This is a genomic window from Chitinophaga varians (assembly GCF_012641275.1).
Taxonomy (GTDB): Bacteria; Bacteroidota; Bacteroidia; order Chitinophagales; family Chitinophagaceae; genus Chitinophaga; species Chitinophaga varians_A.
This window is the reverse complement of the sequence record NZ_JABAIA010000001.1, coordinates 1,407,350-1,428,407: the sequence shown is the minus strand read 5'-3', so window position 1 is coordinate 1,428,407 and position 21,058 is coordinate 1,407,350. Positions and strand designations below refer to the sequence as shown.

General features: G+C 47.5%; 19 protein-coding genes and 2 tRNA genes. 9 read left to right on the top strand and 12 right to left on the bottom strand.

The window, feature by feature from the left end:
* The first annotated feature begins 2 nt into the window (after positions 1-2).
* Positions 3-836: an endonuclease/exonuclease/phosphatase family protein gene (locus HGH92_RS05795; protein WP_168869795.1), complete on the top strand. Its 834-nt coding sequence runs from the start codon at positions 3-5 to the stop codon at positions 834-836.
* Positions 837-915: 79 nt separating this feature from the next.
* Here the strand turns inward: HGH92_RS05795 and HGH92_RS05790 are convergent, their stop codons facing one another.
* Entirely contained in the window at positions 916-1,503 is a 588-nt protein-coding gene (locus HGH92_RS05790; protein WP_168869794.1) for a hypothetical protein, read from the bottom strand.
* A gap of 179 nt (positions 1,504-1,682) precedes the next feature.
* Here HGH92_RS05790 and HGH92_RS05785 point away from each other — a divergent pair, with 179 nt between their 5' ends.
* Complete coding sequence (locus HGH92_RS05785) at positions 1,683-2,033, top strand: hypothetical protein (protein ID WP_168869793.1); 351 nt, start codon at positions 1,683-1,685, stop codon at positions 2,031-2,033.
* 90 nt (positions 2,034-2,123) lie between these two features.
* On the opposite strand, the gene HGH92_RS05780 is transcribed toward HGH92_RS05785, so the two are convergent.
* Positions 2,124-2,681, bottom strand: coding sequence for a carboxymuconolactone decarboxylase family protein (locus HGH92_RS05780; RefSeq protein WP_168869792.1), 558 nt, complete (start codon positions 2,679-2,681; stop codon positions 2,124-2,126).
* A gap of 197 nt (positions 2,682-2,878) precedes the next feature.
* Between HGH92_RS05780 and HGH92_RS05775 the strand changes: the two genes are divergently transcribed.
* From HGH92_RS05775 to HGH92_RS05760, 4 genes are all read left to right on the top strand, one after another.
* Positions 2,879-3,994, top strand: a complete 1,116-nt coding sequence (locus HGH92_RS05775) for a hypothetical protein (RefSeq protein WP_168869791.1) — start codon at positions 2,879-2,881, stop codon at positions 3,992-3,994.
* Positions 3,987-4,433 carry a DUF4375 domain-containing protein gene (locus tag HGH92_RS05770; protein WP_168869790.1) on the top strand — a complete coding sequence of 149 codons (447 nt, stop codon included), beginning with the start codon at positions 3,987-3,989 and terminating at the stop codon, positions 4,431-4,433. Before HGH92_RS05775 ends, HGH92_RS05770 begins: the two co-directional genes overlap by 8 nt.
* Positions 4,426-5,019, top strand: a complete 594-nt coding sequence (locus HGH92_RS05765) for a hypothetical protein (RefSeq protein ID WP_168869789.1) — start codon at positions 4,426-4,428, stop codon at positions 5,017-5,019. The genes HGH92_RS05770 and HGH92_RS05765 overlap by 8 nt, the downstream gene beginning before the upstream one ends.
* 163 nt (positions 5,020-5,182) lie before the next feature.
* On the top strand, positions 5,183-6,010 hold the full coding sequence (locus tag HGH92_RS05760; protein ID WP_168869788.1) for a hypothetical protein: 828 nt from the start codon (positions 5,183-5,185) through the stop codon (positions 6,008-6,010).
* A gap of 78 nt (positions 6,011-6,088) precedes the next feature.
* Here HGH92_RS05760 and HGH92_RS05755 read toward each other — a convergent pair whose 3' ends face one another.
* The 6 genes from HGH92_RS05755 to HGH92_RS05730 form a co-directional block, all read right to left on the bottom strand.
* On the bottom strand, positions 6,089-6,892 hold the full coding sequence (locus HGH92_RS05755; protein ID WP_168869787.1) for a hypothetical protein: 804 nt from the start codon (positions 6,890-6,892) through the stop codon (positions 6,089-6,091).
* 12 nt (positions 6,893-6,904) lie between these two features.
* A complete protein-coding gene (locus tag HGH92_RS05750) occupies positions 6,905-7,690 on the bottom strand; it encodes a hypothetical protein (protein WP_168869786.1) in 786 nt (261 codons plus the stop codon).
* A 22-nt stretch (positions 7,691-7,712) separates the two neighbouring features.
* Entirely contained in the window at positions 7,713-11,177 is a 3,465-nt protein-coding gene (locus HGH92_RS05745; protein WP_211092538.1) for a carboxypeptidase regulatory-like domain-containing protein, read from the bottom strand.
* A 108-nt stretch (positions 11,178-11,285) separates the two neighbouring features.
* Complete coding sequence (locus HGH92_RS05740; protein ID WP_168869785.1) at positions 11,286-12,293, bottom strand: FecR family protein; 1,008 nt, start codon at positions 12,291-12,293, stop codon at positions 11,286-11,288.
* An 83-nt stretch (positions 12,294-12,376) separates the two neighbouring features.
* The gene (locus HGH92_RS05735) at positions 12,377-12,931 is read right to left on the bottom strand and encodes an RNA polymerase sigma-70 factor (RefSeq protein ID WP_168869784.1); all 555 of its coding nucleotides are present in this window, start codon (positions 12,929-12,931) and stop codon (positions 12,377-12,379) included.
* 108 nt (positions 12,932-13,039) lie between these two features.
* Entirely contained in the window at positions 13,040-16,324 is a 3,285-nt protein-coding gene (locus HGH92_RS05730; protein WP_168869783.1) for an RHS repeat protein, read from the bottom strand.
* A gap of 55 nt (positions 16,325-16,379) precedes the next feature.
* Here HGH92_RS05730 and HGH92_RS05725 point away from each other — a divergent pair, with 55 nt between their 5' ends.
* Positions 16,380-16,880 carry a hypothetical protein gene (locus HGH92_RS05725; protein ID WP_168869782.1) on the top strand — a complete coding sequence of 167 codons (501 nt, stop codon included), beginning with the start codon at positions 16,380-16,382 and terminating at the stop codon, positions 16,878-16,880.
* Between the two features lie 211 nt (positions 16,881-17,091).
* Here HGH92_RS05725 and HGH92_RS05720 read toward each other — a convergent pair.
* Both HGH92_RS05720 and HGH92_RS05715 read right to left on the bottom strand, forming a co-directional pair.
* A tRNA-Tyr gene (locus HGH92_RS05720) sits at positions 17,092-17,174 on the bottom strand.
* 57 nt (positions 17,175-17,231) lie between these two features.
* Positions 17,232-17,305, bottom strand: a tRNA-Asp gene (locus tag HGH92_RS05715).
* 172 nt (positions 17,306-17,477) lie between these two features.
* Between HGH92_RS05715 and HGH92_RS05710 the strand changes: the two genes are divergently transcribed.
* A complete protein-coding gene (locus HGH92_RS05710; protein ID WP_168869781.1) occupies positions 17,478-18,431 on the top strand; it encodes an acetyl-CoA carboxylase carboxyltransferase subunit alpha in 954 nt (317 codons plus the stop codon).
* Positions 18,432-18,512: 81 nt separating this feature from the next.
* Positions 18,513-19,388: a 4-hydroxy-tetrahydrodipicolinate synthase gene (gene dapA / locus HGH92_RS05705; RefSeq protein ID WP_168869780.1), complete on the top strand. Its 876-nt coding sequence runs from the start codon at positions 18,513-18,515 to the stop codon at positions 19,386-19,388.
* 60 nt (positions 19,389-19,448) lie between these two features.
* Here dapA and HGH92_RS05700 read toward each other — a convergent pair whose 3' ends face one another.
* Together HGH92_RS05700 and HGH92_RS05695 are read right to left on the bottom strand one after the other, a co-directional pair.
* Complete coding sequence (locus HGH92_RS05700) at positions 19,449-20,357, bottom strand: ribonuclease Z (RefSeq protein WP_168869779.1); 909 nt, start codon at positions 20,355-20,357, stop codon at positions 19,449-19,451.
* A 77-nt stretch (positions 20,358-20,434) separates the two neighbouring features.
* Positions 20,435-20,809: an STAS domain-containing protein gene (locus HGH92_RS05695; protein ID WP_168869778.1), complete on the bottom strand. Its 375-nt coding sequence runs from the start codon at positions 20,807-20,809 to the stop codon at positions 20,435-20,437.
* Positions 20,810-21,058 lie beyond the last annotated feature (249 nt).

The following is a 21,058-nucleotide window of genomic DNA, read 5'->3' as shown; positions in this document are numbered from 1 at the left end:
ATATGTCCAGATATCTTGTAATAAGCCTGCTGCTGTTACTCTGTGCGTGTAGTAAATCAGACGGTAAAAAAGAAGGTCCGCCGGCGCCTGTGAAAGAGAAAATCCGATTGAAGGTGATGACTTATAACATCTACGGCGCGCGTGCCAGTACCGGCGCACCGGCCGATCTGTCTTTGCTGGCCAAGGTCATCAACGAGCAGCAGCCGGACCTGGTGGCTTTACAGGAAGTAGATGTGTTCACCAACCGTACCGGTATTACTGTCCATCAGGCAAAAGAACTGGCTGCCCTTACCGGCATGGAATGGTTCTTTACCAAGGCCATTGATGTCAGCGGCGGACAATATGGTGATGCCGTGCTGTCGCGACTGCCCATCAAAGAAAGTAAACGATATGCGCTCCCCGTAGATCCCAATGTGAGTGGAGAATTCCGGTCTGTCGCTATGATCAAAGTCAATAAAGAAGGAAAAGACTTTTATTTCGCCTCCACACACCTGGACCACCTGTCACAGGAAGAAAACCGGCTGGTACAGGCAGCGGAACTGAAGAAAATAGTAGCCGCCCTTGACCTGCCACTGATCATGGCCGGTGATCTTAACGCGGTGCCCACTTCCCAAACGATGAACATTATCCGCAGTTTTATGAACCTGGGCTGTACGCAGCAATGCCCGCTGACATTCCCTTCCAATAAGCCGGACCGCACGATCGATTATATTATGACGACACCGAATGGAGGTTTCTCAGTAAGCACCTACCAACCATTGACAGGATATATAGCGGATAAAAACGTATATGCGTCCGACCATTGTGCCGTGGTGGCTACGATCAGTATAAATTAACGAAAAACGATAAAGGATGAATGCCACGACGGCTGTTCCCGAAAGGGGAACGGCCGTTGTGTTTTAGGTGTTCTTACGATCAGTAATTATTCCTAAAGTAGGTAATCGTCGTCGCCAGCTCACTTACTTCATCCCTGGTTGCAGCAGGCCGGTTAATACGGCAGAACGCTGTTTGCCGGTTGGTGAGGGCTATGATCAGGTAGAAATCAGCTTGTCTTCTCTGGTAACTCCGGCTCCGTTCTACAATAAAAGTGTTGATGATATTGTTCCAGGAATAGAATGCCTTGTCCATTGTAATGCCCTGTTGGTCCACGATAACAATAGGTCTTTTCCTGGAAGACATTCCGGCAAACCGCGCAATACCCCATGAGGCCAGGAATAAAGTTGCAAAGCTCAGCCCTGCATATATGGGCTTCGGTTCTAACCAAGATACGCTCACTAAAACGACGAACGTCGCAATAGGTATTAAGGCGAGATAGGCGGAAGGTTTGTATATCAAAAATGGACTCCCATCCGGTCTGACCATAAAAGTATACAGAGATTTATCCGCGGTAGGTCTTATATGTAGCTGACTGCCATAGTTAAGTAATTGCCTGATGGCTTTTCCGGTATAGATTTGCTGGTATCCGGGCACGTCCTTGTATTTTTCTGCATCTATAACAGGCATAGGGATACGATTATTATATAGATCTAAAAATCGCTAATTTAGTAAATAATTACTATCCCCACTGCTATGAATCCTTACCAACAGAACGTCCAGGCCCCATAACCATATCTTCCTTCGTGGAAGGCGGCCCGGAAAAGCCGGCACGGAAGTAGCAGGGAAAGTTTCGATGAACCTCCACCATGCATACAATTATGAAAGAATCACTGAAAAAATACCTGGAATATATTGATTCCGACGAGGACTTTTCCTTTAAAGTAAGGATGGAAGCCGAATGGGACGATCACGCCTATCAGGAGTTCCTGCGGTTGCTCACCGCCGTCATCCATGACTACAAAGACAGTGGCCTGATGCCCATACCAGTGATGCTGTTTTTTACTTCCGGTCTCGATCAGCTCATCGGTATTGTCACCAATCCACTGTTTTTCAAAACGGCTTCGAGGGAATACGAAGACCTGGTCCGCGGCCGCGTGGCAGAGCTGGAGATGCTGCAAAAGAAATTCCTCTGCGGGGAACTCTTTATGCAATCTTAAGATATTCAATCGCTGATAGCATCTCCATAAAATTATATTGCTTTGTAAGAAACAATATCCTTTCATGAGCTCAAAACGTAGCCCGGAGCTTCAGCCCTGGGACCTCCGGCGCATATCACACAGCATATCAGAATGTATGTTCAGCCCGATGTTGGTCATGTTATACAGGTGTTCGCTGGCAATCAGCCATACCACTTCACAGATCTGTGTTTCGTTGTAAAACATGGCCATGCGGGAGAATGTGTCCGGGTTTACTTTTTTATGCTGTGTCAGCGCTGTTGTGTAATCCAGCAGCGCTTTTTCTGCTGGGGTGAACAGGTTGCTGGAGGCGTAGTCGGGAAGGGCGTCGAATTTGGCGCTGTCCATGGAAGAGCGGATAACCTCCCATCGCGCGATGTCCATGCAGAAGAGGCAGATGTTCAACCGCGCTACCTGTTGCCGTACCAGCAGAATGGTTTCGTTGCTTAAGGTCAGTTTTTTGTCCAGTTTGTTCACTTTGCCATAGAACATGCCGAAAGCTACCGGCAATCTTACAGCGTGTACTTTCAGCGGAGCCAGTACTTTACCGAACTGCTTACGGGTAAAATAATAAGCCAGTTTCATCATCAGGCTTTTAGGTTGCTCTACAGGGGCGAGAAAAGTGTCCATAATTATAATTTTTATCGGGTGATAGATTGTTTTTGAATGTTATACCCTTATATCAACTGAACTTCCCCGGATAGGACATCGGACGAAAAAAAAATTTGTACCTTTCCTTTTTATAAATACAAGGATTGATTGTCAGTATTTAAAATATATTTGGTAACCCCCATTGGTATGTCTGATGGAATATAACCTTACCCTGAATGAACAATAACATCACCGTAGAACCATTTCAGATTGAAACCACCTGTACCGCGGGAGCAGTAGTCACGCGACTGACGGCCGCCACAGGCGTAACACACCACGATAACATCACCTGTGGCGAACAGACGCTCATGGCCAACTATGTTTATAACAGCCGTTCCTATAAGACAGTATATACCCTGATGGATGCTGACGGCGCCGTTATCAACAGTTATGAGGAGGAAGACGGCATACTGCCGACACTGTTTACCAGCCCGGCGGGAGAAGCTTTTGTGTCTGTTGTTCCCTATCACCCGGACAAAGAACTGGAAATAAGCATACCTGTTTTTAACCGGGAACAAACAGAAATGCCGAAAGGAAACCGCCCTTTTACCGGTAAATTCATCAACGTGGTAAAGGATGCCGCCGTTTTTTATGACAATGACCAGTGGCCGTCTGCGAAACCGGACAAAATGCTCACCATCGTCTTTAAAGACGGGGTGATCAAAAAGAAAAATAATATCAAAATAGCACCGCCTGCACATAACAAAGTGTATATCGCGGACAATGAAATCCATCTGCTGAAGAAGGTGGATGAAATGTGGGTACACCGGCAAATCAACGAAAAAGGAGAGGAGATAAAACGCCGCGAGCTGGACCTGGGAAGACATTACGCCCGGGAGATCGTCACCTGCTCTTTTGAAGGCACTTCCTGCCTGCTGGCTGCTGATGAAAACGGCCTGCTGGCCCTCCTGCTGGTAGATACCGCCGGAGCAGCGGTCTCCCAGGAACTGTTTAACCTGGGCGACCCGGTTTTTAATACCTGGCCCGCGGCCTGCATTGGCCCCCATACCTCCGCCATTCGTTTTAATACAGAATTTGGCAACGGCTGGATGGTGCTCCGTGATCATCAGCTGGTGGAATTGTTTTACAGTAAAGGGGTACAGGGATATAAAAACCTGCTCAGCGGTGAAGTGATCAGCATCCCGACAGACGGAAAACTAATCCTTTCCGGCCTGAATAAAACCCGGGAAAATGCGCTGGCTGTCATTATCTATCCCAAATCAGACAAATCCAAAGAACAAAAAACATTGTTTATCATCAACAGAACAATAACAACAAATGGAAATGGATGAACAAAGACAAGCTTTTGAAGACTATTCTTTTGAAGTGACCGGCCGGCTCTTCGATCAGCATGGCGGCAAACTGGAACAGCTCCCGGAAAAAGAACAGGAAGTAGTACGGATATGGCGGCTGGAAGCGGATATGTATAACGGCGGCTTCCTGCAGTACTTCTGCAACTGGGGCTACGAAAATTTTGAAAAGACACAGCAGATACTGACCAGGCTGGGCGCAGTTCAAAGCCTGGCGATCATCACAGAATATGAACAGGCAATCACTGTGCTGAAAAATGATGAGAGAATTACGGAGCTGTGGGACATCCCCAAATACATGGACGAATACCTGAATGAAGAACAACAGCAACGGCTCAACGAACTGGATGAGCTGTACTGGGAAAACCCGGATGATATCCAATTATTAGGTTATAACTATTATTTGAAACAAGATGCGTAACAAATCAATATTTTTAGGCATGCTCCTGGCACTGGGAGCTACCTGCGCCATGGCCCAGGCTAAAGTCGACGACTATCTGAATATACCAGGGCCGCTGCAACTGAACAATGCAGCTTATCGGCTGGCCTGGTCTGCACATCCCAATAAGAACTACTACAAGCAGGAATACCTGGTCCCCGGAGAAACCCTGGAGAGGTTTAATTCCCTGGTTACCATCGACTTCCTGAAGGGGGAGTTCCGGCCCGCCGACCTGGCCGGTCAAAAAGTGGAGGAGCTGAAGAAACTGAAAGCTACCAATCCCCTGGTAAACTATAACGTGTACGAAAAAGACCAGCAGTACATTCTGGATTTCCTGATCAGCCAAAGTTCCGCTGATGGCAAGCAATTACTGATCGTGGAAAGAAATGTATACCGGTATGAGCGCAATGCCAACCCTGCCCAACCTGGAATTGTGCTGCTATGCGCCAGCCAGCGCGCCTATGGTAATGGTATTGAGCCGTTCCTGCAAAAACTGAAAACAGACAAAATGAAGCTGGTCAAGGCGGTGGCGGAATATAAAATGCCGGCTGTTACTGCAAAACAGTAATAGCTTCTTAAAGGCGTGTTAAAATTTTCTTGTATGCCCGATAACCCCCCTTTATGGCATAATAACCGGATAGGTTATACGTTTTTCACCTAAATTTGGATCTGAAAAACTTATAGCCAACAAACAATCCGGATGCTCATAAAGCCGCCGGGCCCATAGGAGTATGAAGAAGAATTTATTTACGGCTGCAGCTTTGCTGCTGGCTTCCTGCGCTTTCGGTCAAACTAAACCGCTCATCGGTATTTTTTTCAAAGGAACTGACAGTACCGGCCAACAGGCTGCTATTCGGAATACCGTGGAAGACGCCTTCCTGCGTGCCAAACGCTTTGATTTTGTGGAGCGTGGTGAAATGAACGAAATAAAATCCCAGCCAACGGAAAGTGCACAGCTGGAGGCTATGAAAGAGCTGAAAGCCCAATATCTGCTGGTCGGCAATGTAGTGAGCGTAATGGAAGACCAGAAACAAGCCAAACTGCCGGTATTCGGTAATTCCGTGACCCAACAGACGGAAGTCATCTTTAATGTGAAAGTGCTGGACGTGAATTCCGGTGAACTGGTGGCTGCTGGCAACTTCTCCAATACAGGCAAGGGAAAGAACGGTTTCCACGATGCGCTGGCCGGCACCCGCCCGCGCCTCGACAAATTCGTTAAGGACAACTTCAGACTGATGGCCACCATCGCTTCCGTAGAAGAGAAAAATGCTTATGGCGACGCAGTGAAAGTGCTGTTGTCAGCAGGTAAAGCAGTAGATCTCCGCGAAGGCGACGAATTTAAAGTCTACGAATCCGTAGAAGTAAATGTGGACGGTAAAAAAATTACCCGTAAGAAAACTGTGGGAAAGATCATCGTTTCCAGGATAGAGGATGAACACTTTAGCGTTTGTGCCGTTGTGGAAGGCGCCGGGGAAATCACGAAGCTGGTCGGCAATGGAGCCACCCTTCGTTGTGAACTCACTGCAGAAGCTCCTAAAAAATTGTTTTTCCAGAAATAAAGCTATACAAAAAGCGGCTGCCTTAAAGCAGCCGCTTTTTTATTTTAACTCTTCCTGCGCTATCACTGCTACATCTGTCTACCAGGTCCTGTCAGGATAAAAATACAAACGGGTCGCTTCCAGCTGGATCGGGTTATGGATCAGGAAATACGGCTGGACCAGGCCTTTTTCTCCGGTAAGTGGCAGGTTCATGCCAAAGGCGGTGACTTTACTGCTCTCTTCATCGTCCCCAAAAGCCCACTGGTCTGTCGTACCGGCTTTGGTAAAATAAATGGTGGCGGCATCCAGTTTGTTTTTGGTATCAAAATCAGGAGACGGAAGATAGTCTGCATATACCCAGGTATTGGGTTTTATATTTTGGGCGATGTATACTTTATACTCTTTGCCTGTGCTGGCGTCTTTCCGATAGAGGAAAATGTCGAAAGGCGCGTCATTATTGGTATAGCGGACGTAAAATCCCAGTTTGTTAGTGGCGGCGTCGGCGGAGGGAGGATTTATCGCCAGCGCTTTACCATCTAAATAAACGACATTAAAATTGGCTTTGGTGCCGCTGGAGGGCAGCGGTTGACTGAAAATAACCGCTTTGGTGGCCGTGTCGGTAATAGTCAGCGTTTGTATGCCCTGGTGATTTAACGGGGACGTATATACGGCATTAAAGGAAATCATTGAGGTCGGTTTGACGATAAATTTTCCGTGTATGGAAGACACGTCGTATTGAGTGGTGTCAATAGATACCTGCCATGCATGATCGCTGCCGTTATAACCGTTAATGACTACATGCATGATCTTTTTTGCCTGTAGGTCTTCTTTGTTGCAGGCGAAGAAAAAAATGCTGCATAAGAGGACAACGGTGTTGATAATATATTTGGGTAAAGACTTCATGAATCGTTGTTTTTATAATTCCAGATTTTTGTTAAATCTTATGCTGTTGCCGGTCTCGCTTTCACTGAAAATATAGATGGTGGAAGACGAGCTGGAGGCGGCAGGCGTAGGAGCGCTGGATGATGTGGGATGCCAGCTGTACACTGTCCCCTGAGTGTAATACTCGTTGGTACCGGCTTTATAAATATAGGCTTTGAACAGCACAGCGGTATTCTGTCCGTTGTATTGCTGGCCAGTGGTGGAAAAAGTGGATAACGTCACGGTTTCACTGAATTCGTTTGGCTTTACATTTTTAATGCGGGTGATTTCTTCGAACACTTTTGGGGTGAAATAATATTTCCCCAGTACGATATCTACCGGTTCACTGTAATGGGTCAGGGTAGGCGTGAACAGGTAGGATATTTTGATTTTGCCGTCTTCTTTGGGCTGTTTCTGTGGCATGTTCATGACCTGTCCGTTCATGTAAAAAAAGCTGATAACGGCAGGACCTTCGTCTTTTTTTAATTCTTTTTCCAGTATGATTTTCCCTGTTTCTTTTCCGGAGATGGTCAGTTTTACGGTATGCTGGTTGTCCGGGAAGGTATAGGCCTCGCTTTGGTTAAAGTTACCACTGTTCAAATTGTATTTGAATTTAAAGGTGTCCACTTTTACTTCCAGGTCTTCGCTGCCGCCGTTGTATCCTTTGATGGTGACCGGCAGCATGCCGCCTTTAAAGATGAAGTCCGCTTTTTTGTTACAGGCTGCTGTTGTCAGCAAAAAGACGCCTGCCAGCAGTGTAAATATTTTTGTGTGTTTCATTTTTCTTCTTTTGGAATGATCGTTAGAATGTATAGGAGAGTGACAGACTGAAAGATGTTCCTACTTTGCGAATGAAGGTGTCTTTATCTCCGATCCTGGTTTTGGTTTTTCCATCTGCCGATGTTTCATAATGTCCTTCTTCATATTTCTGCGAGAAACCTTCTTTCCATTCGTAGATGTCGCTCCATTCTGTGGCCGGTATTTGCGACAGGGAAAGGCCGTTCCATTTGTCCTGGTATTTATAGGTGTCGGTGCTGTTGATGTAAAAACGGTAAGCGCTGTTGGTGATGTTGCTGATATTCAGTTTTACGTTCAGCTTTTTGTCTTTCAGGAAGGCGTAGCTCAGTTGCGCGTCTACCTGGTCGCGTGGCCGTTCGTATTCCACGATATTAGGTGTCATGCCGGCGGTAAAGGTTTTATAGCCCATGTGGTTGAAGGCCACGTTGGCGCCTAAACGATTACCGGCATATTGAACGCCGATATTGTACAATACCGGTACCTGGCCGTACAATGGGCGTTTTTCTTTCTGCAGCGTTTTGGTGCGGTATTCATACCGGACACCATATTTATCTTCCGAAAGACCTTTCCCCTGGAAGATGCTGGACTGCACTTCAGAACTTTGAAGCGTAAGGTTGCCGCTCACGAAGATATTGTTCAGCCATTTCCAGCCGGGGTTCATAAACCCAAGCCGTTTACGGATATCAAATTCCCAGCCTTTCACCTTGGCCCATTCAGAGTTTTGGGTGGTCACGTATACCCTCATGGTGGCATCCGGCTGCATGCGGTATATCTCCACTGGTTTATCGAAATACTTATAAAAGAAGCCTGCGGAGATGACTTCACCAGGCTGAGGATACCATTCCAGACGCAGATCGTAGTGGTCTATCAGGGTAGACAACACGCCTTCATTGCGACGGTAAGCGCCTATTCCTGGGTCATAACGTATCATACGCGAGTTCTCGATCAGTGCAGGCCTTACTACTGATTGCGCGTAGGCTGCCCTGATGTTGAAGTCTTTTATCGGTGTGGCGGTGAGACTGGCGGAAGGAAGGTAACGCCACTTTTTTTCTTCTGAGGTAGGATCTGCGAAAGGAGAGACGATCTTGCCGCTTTCCGGATCAACATATTTAAGCTTTTCTCCCTGTTCTATCATCGTGGCGATAGTGAGGTCGTTGGAGCCGTTTTTCAGCCTTTCGTATTGATAATACTCTGCCCTGATTCCCCATACGAGGCGCAACCAGCTGGTAATACGGTTGTCCATCATGCCATAAACTGCCTGATTGGTATTTTTTCCTTCATAACTGTTACGGGAGAACGAAGCGGGATAATACATCAGGTCTTTCAACGGATCATTGAATGCCAGGTACCTGGTCCATTCCTGTACCGGCACAAAAGGATAGGCGCTGCCCTGCGGTTCTACAGAGCCTATAGGTAAAACCATCCAGTCATATAATCCCTGACGCTCCATAAACTGGTAACCGGCTTTGACGGTTTGTTTTTGTCCCAGTGTTTTGAAATGATAGCTCAGGGCGGCTTCCGCTATTTTGTTGGTTTCTTCATATAAATACTGCGCTCTGTTGAAGGTGCCGTTGCCCGGGTTGGTAACACCGCTGGGCATAACATTATGCGTGGTGTTGTTGAGCGTACGGGTAGGCACCAGCCAGGCTTCCACTGCGTCTTTTTCCAGGTTGGTCAGCTTGTTGCGGGCCACGTTCCAGTCAAACTGAAAAGCCCCCAGCGTATGCTCGCCACCGATGCGGTTTTGCAGCAGGTCGATAAATTTGGGACGGTCGTATTCCCTGACAGCAGGAGCATCTTCATAGCCAATCTCGTTACCCCAGCCTACAAGGCGGGAAAACTGGTTGTTGAACACCCGGGAATAGAAGTTACGTACTGTGATTTTATGGTTTTTGGTGCTCCAGCCCATGTTGAGCAAGGCGCCCCAGGTGGTGTTAAAATTATAGTGTTTGGAAGTGGTGGGCTGTAATTGATCACCGGTGACGGCATCATAGGCGGGCGCGCCAATTTTCTCCCAGTCGCCCCGTTCAAAGTGGGAGATATCATCAATCGACTGTTCATTGCGATAGCTAATGGAGCCTACAAAACCTAAACGATGTTGCTTCAGCTGATAGCTGCGGCCAAGGCTGAACTGGTAGTTCTGGCCGGGCACCGCCCTGTAGGTCCTGGTGCCCATTCTTTCCAGTCCACCTATTCTTTTGTTTTGTTCGGCGATCATCGCCGGTGTTATCTGTGCAACGCCCGGTGTTGGCGGGGCATTGGGATTTTTGGGGTTATAATTTTGGTTGTTGAAGGTCAGCAGGTCGTCCGGGAAATGCTCTCTGCTGCCGTCGTCAAAGCCCAGATAGTCTTTATTGCCACGGCCATAGCCCAGGAATTCTTTCCCGGTGCTGCCTGCTATGTATTTTCCGCCGATGCCGATGGTAGTAAAGTTCTGCTGCGGGATGGCGAACGTGTTCACCTGTATAAGGCCGCCACCAAAACCAAAGCTCATGTCTGGTGTGGAGGTTTTGGATACGATCACATTATCAATCAGGTTGCTGGGGATGATGTCAAATTCGAAATCGCGTACCTGCACGTCGGTGCTGGGCAGTATGGCGCCGTCCATCATGGCAAGATTGTACCGCTCGGCAATACCGCGTACTACTACACGCCGGTTGTCGTTGGTGCTGATACCGGAAATCCGTTTCAGGGTTTCGCCCACGTTTTTGTCAGGCAATGCCGCAATCTGTTCCCTGCTGATGCCGTTGATGATGCCGGCTTCGTTCTTCTGACGGGCATAGAGCGCATTGATAGTTTCTTTTTTTACGGAAGAGGTGACCACTACGCCAGCCAGTGTTTTTTTCTCTCTTTTGAGGGTAATGTTTACGTCGGAGGCGGTGGCGTCTTTTACATCTATGTCGGTAATCAGCTTGGAAACATAGCCGATAGAGGATACTTCAGCCTGATAGGTTCCCTGGGGCAGGACAACGCTGAATGACCCGTCTTTTGCGCTGGTGGTGCCTTTGTCCCCAATACGGATGGTGACGTCGGGCAGCGGGTCGCCGTTTCCTTCGTCAATCACTTTGCCGGTCACGCGCCCGGGCACTTTTTTAGCAGGGTCGGAGGCGGCTTTGTAAGCAGGGTCCGGAACGAGGAAGATCAGTTTCCCTTTGATGGTATAAGTGATCGGGCTTTTGTCGAAGATGCTTGTCAGCACACTTGTCAACGCTGCATCTGATAAGGAGAGTGTAACATTTTTGCCATAGGCTGACAGGGAGTTTTCGGAATAGGAGAAACTGAAGCCTGTTTGTTGTTCAAGCTGGGTGCAGGCTTCCCGTAACGGGGTGTTCCTGAATCGCACGGATATTTTTTTGCCGGCATCTTGTGCTGATAACGCAACGTTCAATACCAGCAGGCATCCCAGTAAAAGAGTACTGAACGTTTTTCGGGGCAGCATGCTCAAATGCCCCGTTCGGATTTTTTTCATACTTTTAATTGTTGTTTGTGTTATGGAAATGGCCGCCTTTGGATTCCCGTCCCCGGCGGCTTTCATAGCGCATGTTTATTTCCGCTTCTGTCAGCAGGAGCGGATTTTTTATTGTATCAATACGGTTTGACCGGACTTTTTTATGGTTACACCGGCTGTCATGGCTACAATGTCCAGTGCTTCCCCTGCCGTGGCCTGATGAAGGGTGGTGGTGATGATGCCGTCGGCAAGTTCCGGTCTGGCAAAACGAATGCTGATGCCATAGTACCGTTCCAGCTCGGCTGCCACTTCTTTCAGGGATTGTTTACGGAATGCCAGTATGCCATGCCGCCATGCGCCAATGCGCTCTGTATCGGACAGCGTGTGTACGGTGGCCTGATGAGTGCCGGTATCGAAGACTAACAGCTGCCTTTGGGTCAACGAGGCTATGTTGCCTGCTGCGGGCTGCTCCTGATCTATAACATTGACGGCCCCTTCGGCAACCGCCACTTTGATGGAAGGCTCCGTGTTACGATAACGGACGTTGAAAGCGGTACCAATATCAACGGTGGTAAGGTTATTCGTTTGAACGCTGAAAGGATGCCTGCCACCATGTTTTACAATGAAGTATGCTTCTCCTTCAAGAATGATTTTCCGGTTGGTGACGCTATAGTTCTTGTTGTATCGCAGGCTGCTGGCGGCGTCCAGGTATACCTGCGAACTGTCGGGCAGTATGATGCTGATCCTTTTGCCGGCTTCATTATGCAACTGTACCCATTGCTGTTCCCGTAAAGCCCGTTGTTGCTGGTTTTGCTGCCAGTGCCGGCCGGTGAGTAGAATAATGCCTGCGAATGCCGCCGCTGCAGCAATTTTCCACCAACGGACACGTGGTAACTGTTTTACAGGCGTTGACGGTTTTACCAAAGCAAGGTATTCCTCGTACTTTTTGTCTGCATCAGTTTCAGGTGCGTATGTTTCACCGGAGACTTGCTGCCAGTCCTGCAACAGCCATTCCTGAAGGCTTTCCTCATAGGCGGGATGGCGCAGGTACTGCTGGATCATGGCCAGTTGTTCCTGGGTACACCGGTCATTTATATAAATCCTGATAAGTGTTTTGTCTACGGGTTGCTGCTGCATACAGACAGGTGTTTAATGCTTTTACCTGCGTATATCCCTCCGCGTTAATATTCCCCTATGGCGTAACAATTTATTAACACTGGCTATAAAATGATGGAGGCCAGATGTTGGGCGAGTTGTGTGCGTAATTGTTTTAATGTGGCGGAGATCTGGTTTTCTACTGTTTTTGGGGAGATGTTCAACTGTTGGGCGATTTCCTTGTAAGTGAGGTTTTGTTCCCGGTGCAACAGGAATATCCGGCGCCGTTGCTCGGGAAGGCCGGCAAGACTTTCCTGGTAATGACGCATTAATTCTCCATACAGCACAGGGTCATTGGCTGTGGCCGGATCGGTGGCTTCTCCGCCTGCATCAAGGGAAAACAGGTGGTCTACTTTTTTCTGCCATGCTTTGATAACACGGTTGCGGGCAATGGTAAACAGGTAGTTTTCAAAAGTAGCGGGGTTAGTGACGGACTGCCGGCACTGCCAGACTTTGACCAGTATGTCTGTGGTGAGGTCTTCGGCATCCGTCTCGTTTTTGAGATAACGGAAAGTGTAACGCAGCAGCCTTTGGCGGTAATAATGAAATACCGCTTCAAAAGCGGTATCATCTCCCTGCAGCCATCGGTCTATCGGGCCTGAAATGTCCTCATGCGGCATATTGTTATCGTGGTGTTGACTGCAAAGAAAAAGAATTTGTATTAAGGGAGTATTAAGAAAAACGGGGCATGCCTGACGATATTGTTATGAGAGGCATGCCCCGTGTTGCTATTGGGCGGCAGGTACCTGGTATTGGTAGTCGAACTGCTTTACAATTTTACCATTTATGTCTTTGATCAGTTTCAGGCGGCCAAATGTGTCATATTCGTAATAAACAGTTTTACCCGAAGGGTCTGTCTCACTTGTTGCTCCCAGTAATGGGTCATAGGTGTACGTGCTGACGGTAGCGTTGTTCAGACCTGTTCTCAGTTTGTTTAGTTCGCTCCTGAGTTGTTGATCACTGGCGGGGTTGTTCAGTACGTTCAGGTCCACCAGCGAAGCTGCCTGCGTATAGGTGGCGCCGGTAATGCGGGCTACAGGGAATTGCTGTTGATATCCCCACAGATAGGATACGGGAATATCGTTGTTTTTCTGGACTGAGAGGATGCAGCCGGCGTCTCCGGTAGTCACCGTGTTTTCCGGTTGATAGCGGCTGTCTTTTACAAAAGCGGATTTGTTGCCTGCCGGAAGTACGCCAGGTAACTGATTGGAAAACTTGAAGCTGGCATAAGGAATGCCCTGGTCTGTTTCCAGCCGGTATGTTTGAGCAGGCATGCCTGGATTTGCCGGGTTGTAATGTGTGGCGCTGCCCGACGTGATTCTATTGTTCTTTGTACTCACTTGTTCTACCGGCAGGATTAGAATATTTTTATTGACCATGCTGTCGATGAAAGCTGTGCCGGCAGTGTAATCCGTAGGGTAAGCGAAATAGGATTTTTTCCATCCGTCGCTGATCTCTTCTGCAATGGATAAGGGTTGATAATGCCGGAAGGCGTCGAAAGACTCGTAAGTGTAATGAGTCCGGTTAACGATGGAATCTCCTGTGGACGTGTAAACTGTCTGAACGGTACTGTCTTGTAATGCACATCCCATGGGAGTGGGGTACTCCATGTATACAAATGTTTCACCGGAAGGGTCTCTGCCATCGTCGTATGCGAATTTGTCCTGTGCTGCTTTGAGTGCATCAAGTGTACCTGGCTCGCTGGCCATGGCGGGAGTTTGATAGTAGGAAAGGACCTTTTTTACCAGTTTACCGTTGGTGTCATATGCATACATTTCTTTCTGCAGCCCCAGTTCCCAGTCTTTCAGATAGGCGGGAGGGTTAGGGAACAGATTCTCTACATTAGATCGCGAATCTTTGAAAGAAGAGTATTTGTACACGTTTTTTCCATTGGGAAGTATTTCTTCCACTCTTTGGTAACCAATCGGGCTGCCGGATGTGTATAGCATAGCCTGGGTAGGATTGCTGGCCCTGGTGAAGTAGGTGGCAGTACTTAAGTTTTTAACAGGCTGGCCTCCTACCTCTGTAATTTTGTATTTTCTGGTGTCATAGATACGGTCATAAACAGGAAGCTTGCCCATTACCCCTGAAGAGGTAATGCCATCTTCCTGAACATACCTGAAGCTGCGTGACTGTATAACATTGGTAAAACCATCTAGGACCTCGATTTTTCTTATCCTGCATCCGCCGGTGAGAAAGCTGGGTATTATCATGGAATCCGGCACGATCTCATTCCATTTTAAAGAGAAGGTGAATGGGTTGTCCAGCGGATCTGTGTAGGTGGAGCTCCATACGATCTGGTACTGTCCGGCTGGCATGCTCAGTAAGTTGCTGCGGACCACCGTCTTCCCATTAGTATCACTATAGCCAAAGGTGGCAGAGCCATAAGTTTTGGTCCCATCGAGGCTCTTTATATCGAATGCAAATGCAAAACGTGTGTCCAGCCCATAGGGATAGTCGCGAAAGTAAAAGGTGAAATCAATTGCTCCGGCCTGTCTGTCGTTATAAATAGAGAATACTTTGCTTCGGGTTGTTTCATATCCATTCAGGAAAGTAGATTCTGTCTTGCTCCGGTAGTATCGGCGCATGATGGTGTCTGATACCCGGTTAGGCTCATATTCGAAGGTGGTTGTCCCTCCTGTGGGGTAGGTTATTTTGTTAAGTAATCCTGCCAGCGCTGCGGTCGAGTCTACGCTCCGGTCGCCGGCCAGTGTTGAATTGGCAGGAGGCGTTCCTGTACCGGTGTTAGCGAATATATATTTTTCAAAGTCTTCCAGCTTTGGTATCAGGGTTACATTGTTTTTTCCATTATGGTATCCCCAGTGGTCCTGGCTATAGGATAATCTGGCGGGTAAACCTGGATTATAGGTAAAGACGTGGGCTGGTTTCTGTTGGCTGCCCGCAAATTCCTGTACGCTGGTAAGGGTTAGCCTGTTGCCGACAGAATAGTCGTAATTAAGTTTCACACCTCTTTGGTTGCGCGTGTCATAGATGATGCTGTCCAGCTGCTGGTCTCCGGGAAGGTCTGTCCTGGCATTTCCATATTTAAACCGGACATCCCTGTTTCCCGGCAATACTATCCTGGAAATCCTTTTACCGTATATATCAACGCTACCGGTTGATGTCCTGAAGTTCTCCGCCGGATTGTCTCCGGGTATATTGAATTTCAGGAGATATTCCCGGGTTTGGGAGATGCCGGTAGTATATACTGAATGATATCCCTCATATTCATAAAGAATGCTTATGCCTGGTACCGGCAGGACCACTTTAGAGAGATGCCAGGCCGAGGTATAGGTCACATCGCCAAGGTTGGTATAACGTGTGGCAGTAGTTTCTTTCACATCGAAGACATATTTTACACCGTCGGTATTCGTAATGATAAAGCCGTCTATAGGGCTGTCGTTTGCGGGAAGACCACTGCGCAACAGTTCTATCCTCACGCCCGACCGGGTAGCCAGCATAATTTGATTGACATTGTTTTTTCTTTTCCCGATATAAAATTTTCCGGAAATGCCATTGAAGTTGAAAGTAAAGACATCCGGCTCACTGTCTTCCTGGCCAAAAGAATACCTCTCCAGCATCTGTTTGGTTTGGTTAAAGGGAGGCGCATACATAAAGCCAACGGAAGGGTAATCATCCGGAAGGCCTACTGTGCTCCGGTTAACAGATCCCCCTGCCCCTAATGACCAGCCAATGCCTACATTTGAAGGCATCTCGTCTACTTTGATACCACCTGAATGATAACTCATATCAATAGCCAAATGATAGTTCAAACGGGGAATGGTATACGTAAAAACCGGTATGTTGATATTGGGAACACCGGTATAATAACCTACCGGCACCAATGCAAATTTATCCATAGCAGCAGCAGTGGGAGAGGGCGCAATCACGTTAAATGTAGAATTGCCGTTAGGGTCCTGTCCCAGCACCAACGCAGGAAGCATAAAGATAAAATACAGCAGGACAAAGAGAATGCCGAGTGATTTAACAAACCTGTTTACATAGTTCTTCATAAAAAAGCAGTATAAGGATTATCAACAATTCATGTTTTGCATTTAAAAAATGCCCGTGGGTAAAGGACATTCCGAACAGTATACTGGTGGTATGGTCAGTGCCACCGTACAGAAAATTTTGGTTGACCTCTTTTTTGGCGTTACTAATATAATATATCTTCTGAATTTTTTTGAATTTATATGTTCCCGGGTAACGTTGCTGGCCGCACGAAATGGCGGTACTTTATTTGAAAAAATAAAAAGAGGAATAGTTATCCACTATTCCTCCGGATGGTTGGGGGGTGAAACCGGCCGTTTATACACTGTTTTTACCCCTGAAGGATCTCCGGACACTATAACCCAGGCTCATAACAATACAAGCAGGGCATATGCCAAACCTGAAAAAGGTAAGCGCTGCTTTTTTATACCACGGCAGGTTTGCGGGAATAATGGGACAGCTGACGCCATCGCCTTCATATTCCTTAATGCCCCATACATTGATGCTTTCTTTCATGGTGTACGATTATATGGTTTACCCAAGGAAATGATACAGGCAGAACCCGATCAAGGTAACTGAAAGGATACACAGAATAATTTTCGTTTGTTTTTTCATGTTTACAGATGTTTTTTGTTGATAAATGAGAGAACGCATTTGAACAATTAATACCTGTGGCTTTCAATTATCACCCGGGAAACAAAAGAATTTGCAGTAATGGGAGGGATGTAAACTGCAAACGGCCATAAAATGGAAAAAGCCTCCTGAACTTGCGTCAGAAGGCTTTTTAGCGTGGGCAGGATAGGATTCGAACCTATGAAGTCGAAAGACAGCGGATTTACAGTCCGCCCCATTTGGCCGCTCTGGAACCTGCCCGATATTGAAAAGAGAAAAGAAAAAGGAACAGACTTGTGTCTGTTCCTTTAATCCTTGCGGACTGGACGGGACTCGAACCCGCGACCTCCGCCGTGACAGGGCGGCATTCTAACCGACTGAACTACCAATCCTTTCCCAAAAAAATGCGCTGTTTTACCAGCTATCTTTCTGTGTCCCAAGACGTTGTGTTGTTCCGTTTTGGGATTGCAAAGATAGCAACAAAGATTCCAATTAAGCAAATCTTTTTTAAAAAAAATTTTCAGCACTATCTTTACACCCGATCTTTAACCAATTAAACTATTTATGCAATTCCTGGATTTCGAAAAACCTATCGCGGATTTATATGAGCAGCTGGCTAAGCTGAAGGAGAATGGTGAAAAGTCCGGGGTGGATGTTTCTGCTACTGTGAAGGAATACGAGCAGAAAATTGAAGACACCCGTCTCAGCATCTACACCCACCTCACCGCCTGGCAGCGCGTGCAGCTCAGCCGCCATCCGGATAGGCCCTATACTTTGGCGTATATCGAAAAAATGTGCACCAATTTTATGGAACTGCACGGCGACCGGAATGTGAGAGACGACAAAGCCATGGTAGGTGGCTTTGCTGACCTGGATGGAGAAACCGTGATGTTTATCGGTCAGCAGAAAGGGGTGAACACTAAAATGCGCCAGCTCAGGAATTTTGGGATGGCCAACCCGGAAGGCTACCGTAAAGCGCTCCGCCTCATGAAACTGGCGGAAAGATTCAACAAGCCCATTGTAACCCTCATCGATACTCCCGGCGCTTATCCGGGCCTGGAAGCGGAAGAAAGAGGCCAGGCAGAGGCCATCGCCCGCAACCTCTTTGAAATGGTAAAGCTCCGTGTGCCGGTTATCTGCATCATCATCGGCGAAGGCGCCTCTGGTGGCGCACTCGGCATCGGCATCGGCGACCGCGTGCTGATGCTCGAAAACAGCTGGTATACAGTGATCTCTCCGGAAAACTGCTCCACCATTCTCTGGCGTAGCTGGAACTTCAAGGAAAAAGCAGCAGAAGAACTGAAACTTACTTCCGATTACATGAGCCAGTTCGGCCTGGTAGACGGCCTTGTCCGTGAACCACTGGGCGGCGCCCACGTAAACCCGGACGAAATGGCTTCCATCCTGAAAACTAAAATCAAGGAAACACTGGCAGAACTGAAGAAAATCGACCCCGATGTACGCATCGAGCAAAGGATCGATAAGTTCTCCCGCATGGGCTTTTACGAAGAACACTAAAAAAAATTTAGAGATCACAATAAAAAATTAGAATTTCGGCCTTCGGAATTCTAATTTTTATTTTTTCCCGTAAAAACACACATGGAACAGTTAAAAGGCACCGGGGTGGCTTTAGTAACACCCTTTAAAGCAGATGAAAGCATAGACTGGAATGCTTTGGAAAACCTCATCAACTATGTAATTGAGGGTGGCGTAGACTATGTGGTAACATTAGGTACCACCGGCGAAACGCCCACGCTTTCTGCAGATGAAAAGCTGGATTTGATGAAATTCACTTTCGAAAAGGTGTCGAAGCGGGTGCCGGTAGTGGTCGGCATCGGCGATTATAATACCCGTGATGTGGTAAAAAGACTGGAAAAATGCCCGCTGGACGAGGCTGCCGCTATCCTCAGCGTAGCGCCTTACTACAGCAAACCTACACAGGAAGGTATCTACCTGCACTATAAAACCATCGCTGCTGCTTCTCCCAAGCCCATTATCCTCTATAATGTGCCCGGCCGTACCGGTCGCAACATGACTGCGGAAACCACACTCCGCCTCGCGCAGGAAGTGGAAAATATTGTGGCCATGAAAGAAGCGTCCGGCGATATGCAGCAGTGCATGCAGATCATCCGCGATAAACCGAAAGATTTCCTCGTGATCAGCGGTGACGACGCCCTGGCGCTGGCCCAGCTGGGTTGTGGCATGGACGGTGTTATCTCCGTTGCGGCCAACTATTTCGCGAAAGACTTCTCAGCATTGGTAAAAACAGCACTGGAGAATAACTTCCCCGCTGCCCGCGCACTGCACTACAAGATGATGCAGGGCTTTGACCTGATGTTCTCCGAAAACAATCCTGCAGGCATCAAGGCTTTCCTGAGCCATGCCGGTATTATCGGCAATTATTTCAGACTGCCGGTAGTTCCCGCTACTGACGCGCTTTATCGTCAGATTGGTGAATACCTGAAACAATACTAAACAGGGATCGAAATATTTAAACAGAAAAAAGGCGAAGGAATTTCCTTCGCCTTTTTTCTGTTATACGTAGTAAGTAACGCCTTCTTCGGCAATATCCGTGGCCGCAAATACAGGCCTCGTTTCTTCAAGGAAAGGCTGCAAATCGGTGTATTTTGAAGAAAAATGCCCTATCAGCAGCCTTTTGGCATCCGCTGCAGCGGCAAGGGAGGCGGCCTGCACGGTGGTGCTGTGGTAACGCTCCGCTGCACGGGTCTCCAGGTCATGCAGATAAGTGGTTTCATGATACACCAGGTCTGCCTCTCTCAGCCAGGGGAGAAGTTCGGGATCGTATATAGTGTCGGCGCAGTATACATACCGCTTGCCTTTAACAGGTGGCAACGTCACCCAGTCGTTTTTGACAACGGTGCCGTCTTTTCGCGTGTAATCTGCGCCTTCCTGTAGTTTTCCATAATAGGCGGCAGGTATCTCGTAAGCCTTGGCCTGCTCAGGGATCAGCTTCCGTTTCTTTTTCTGCATGGTAAAAGAAAAACCGAAACAGGAAATCCGGTGCTGTGTGGGAAAACAGCTGACAGTCAGTTCTTTGTCTTCCAGGATGATACCGCTGTAACCCGGTTGCAGCGGCACAAAAGACAACTCATAATGCAACTGTGTGCCGGAGCAATCCAGCTGCAGCTGGATAATAGGTTCCAGCTCCGGTGGCGCATATACGCTGAGGGGCTCTGTCCGCCCCATCAGGTTCAGGGTGTTCAACAGGCCAATCAGCCCGAAATAGTGATCGCCATGCAGGTGACTGATGAAAATATACCTGATTTTGCTGCGTTTGATGCGGTATTGTGCGATGCGAAGCTGGGTGCCTTCGCCACAATCCACCAGCAGCAACTGTTCATCACAGGTAACGATCTGTGCGGTGGGGTGCCTGTCCAGCGTGGGGATAGCAGAGTTATTACCTAATATTGTTACTGCAAACATATTGTGAAACGTTTCGCTGCCTGCTTCTGGCCCTAACCATTTTTGACGGCTACAGGCGGAAACAGGGCCGCTTTTTATCAATCCAGTCCGTTCAGGAGCTCTCTCTCCAGTTCTTCCATCATCACCAGGTCGATGGCTTCAGCCATCGTGGGAGCAATATTCAGCATATCACCACCCTCGGCTTTCAGTTCTTTTGTTAAAGCACTGTTAACGCCGGTAAGCGCACAGGAACGGCCTTTGTCATACATGTTTTGGTATACTGTTAAAATGGCTTGCATGCCCGCAAGGTCGTTTTTTTCGACCAATGTCAGGTCCAGTATAAGATTGCGGGTCTCCAGCTCCGGCAGGGAATCCAGCGTGGAAATCAGATCGGCTGACAAATTAGCATCCAAAGCAGGTTCTTCAGGACAAAAAACAACAATTTTTTCTTTGGTATCAATTTTGAATTTCATGCGTTGGACGTTGTTTTATACATTTAGTTAAAAAATCAATTTAAAGAGGGAAACCCAGCCTATAAAAACTAAAATAAAAAGGAGATCAAAAACAAAAGCCGCTTTTTCCTCGTAAATAATTTTGACGCTATCCCGCTTTCAACACAAAAATAAATCTTATACTATTAAAGTGTAAGTTGTTTGAGTTCAAAAAAGGAATAACTTCATCTAAAGTAAATAGCGTGATAATCTAAGTTCAGAATTATTCGT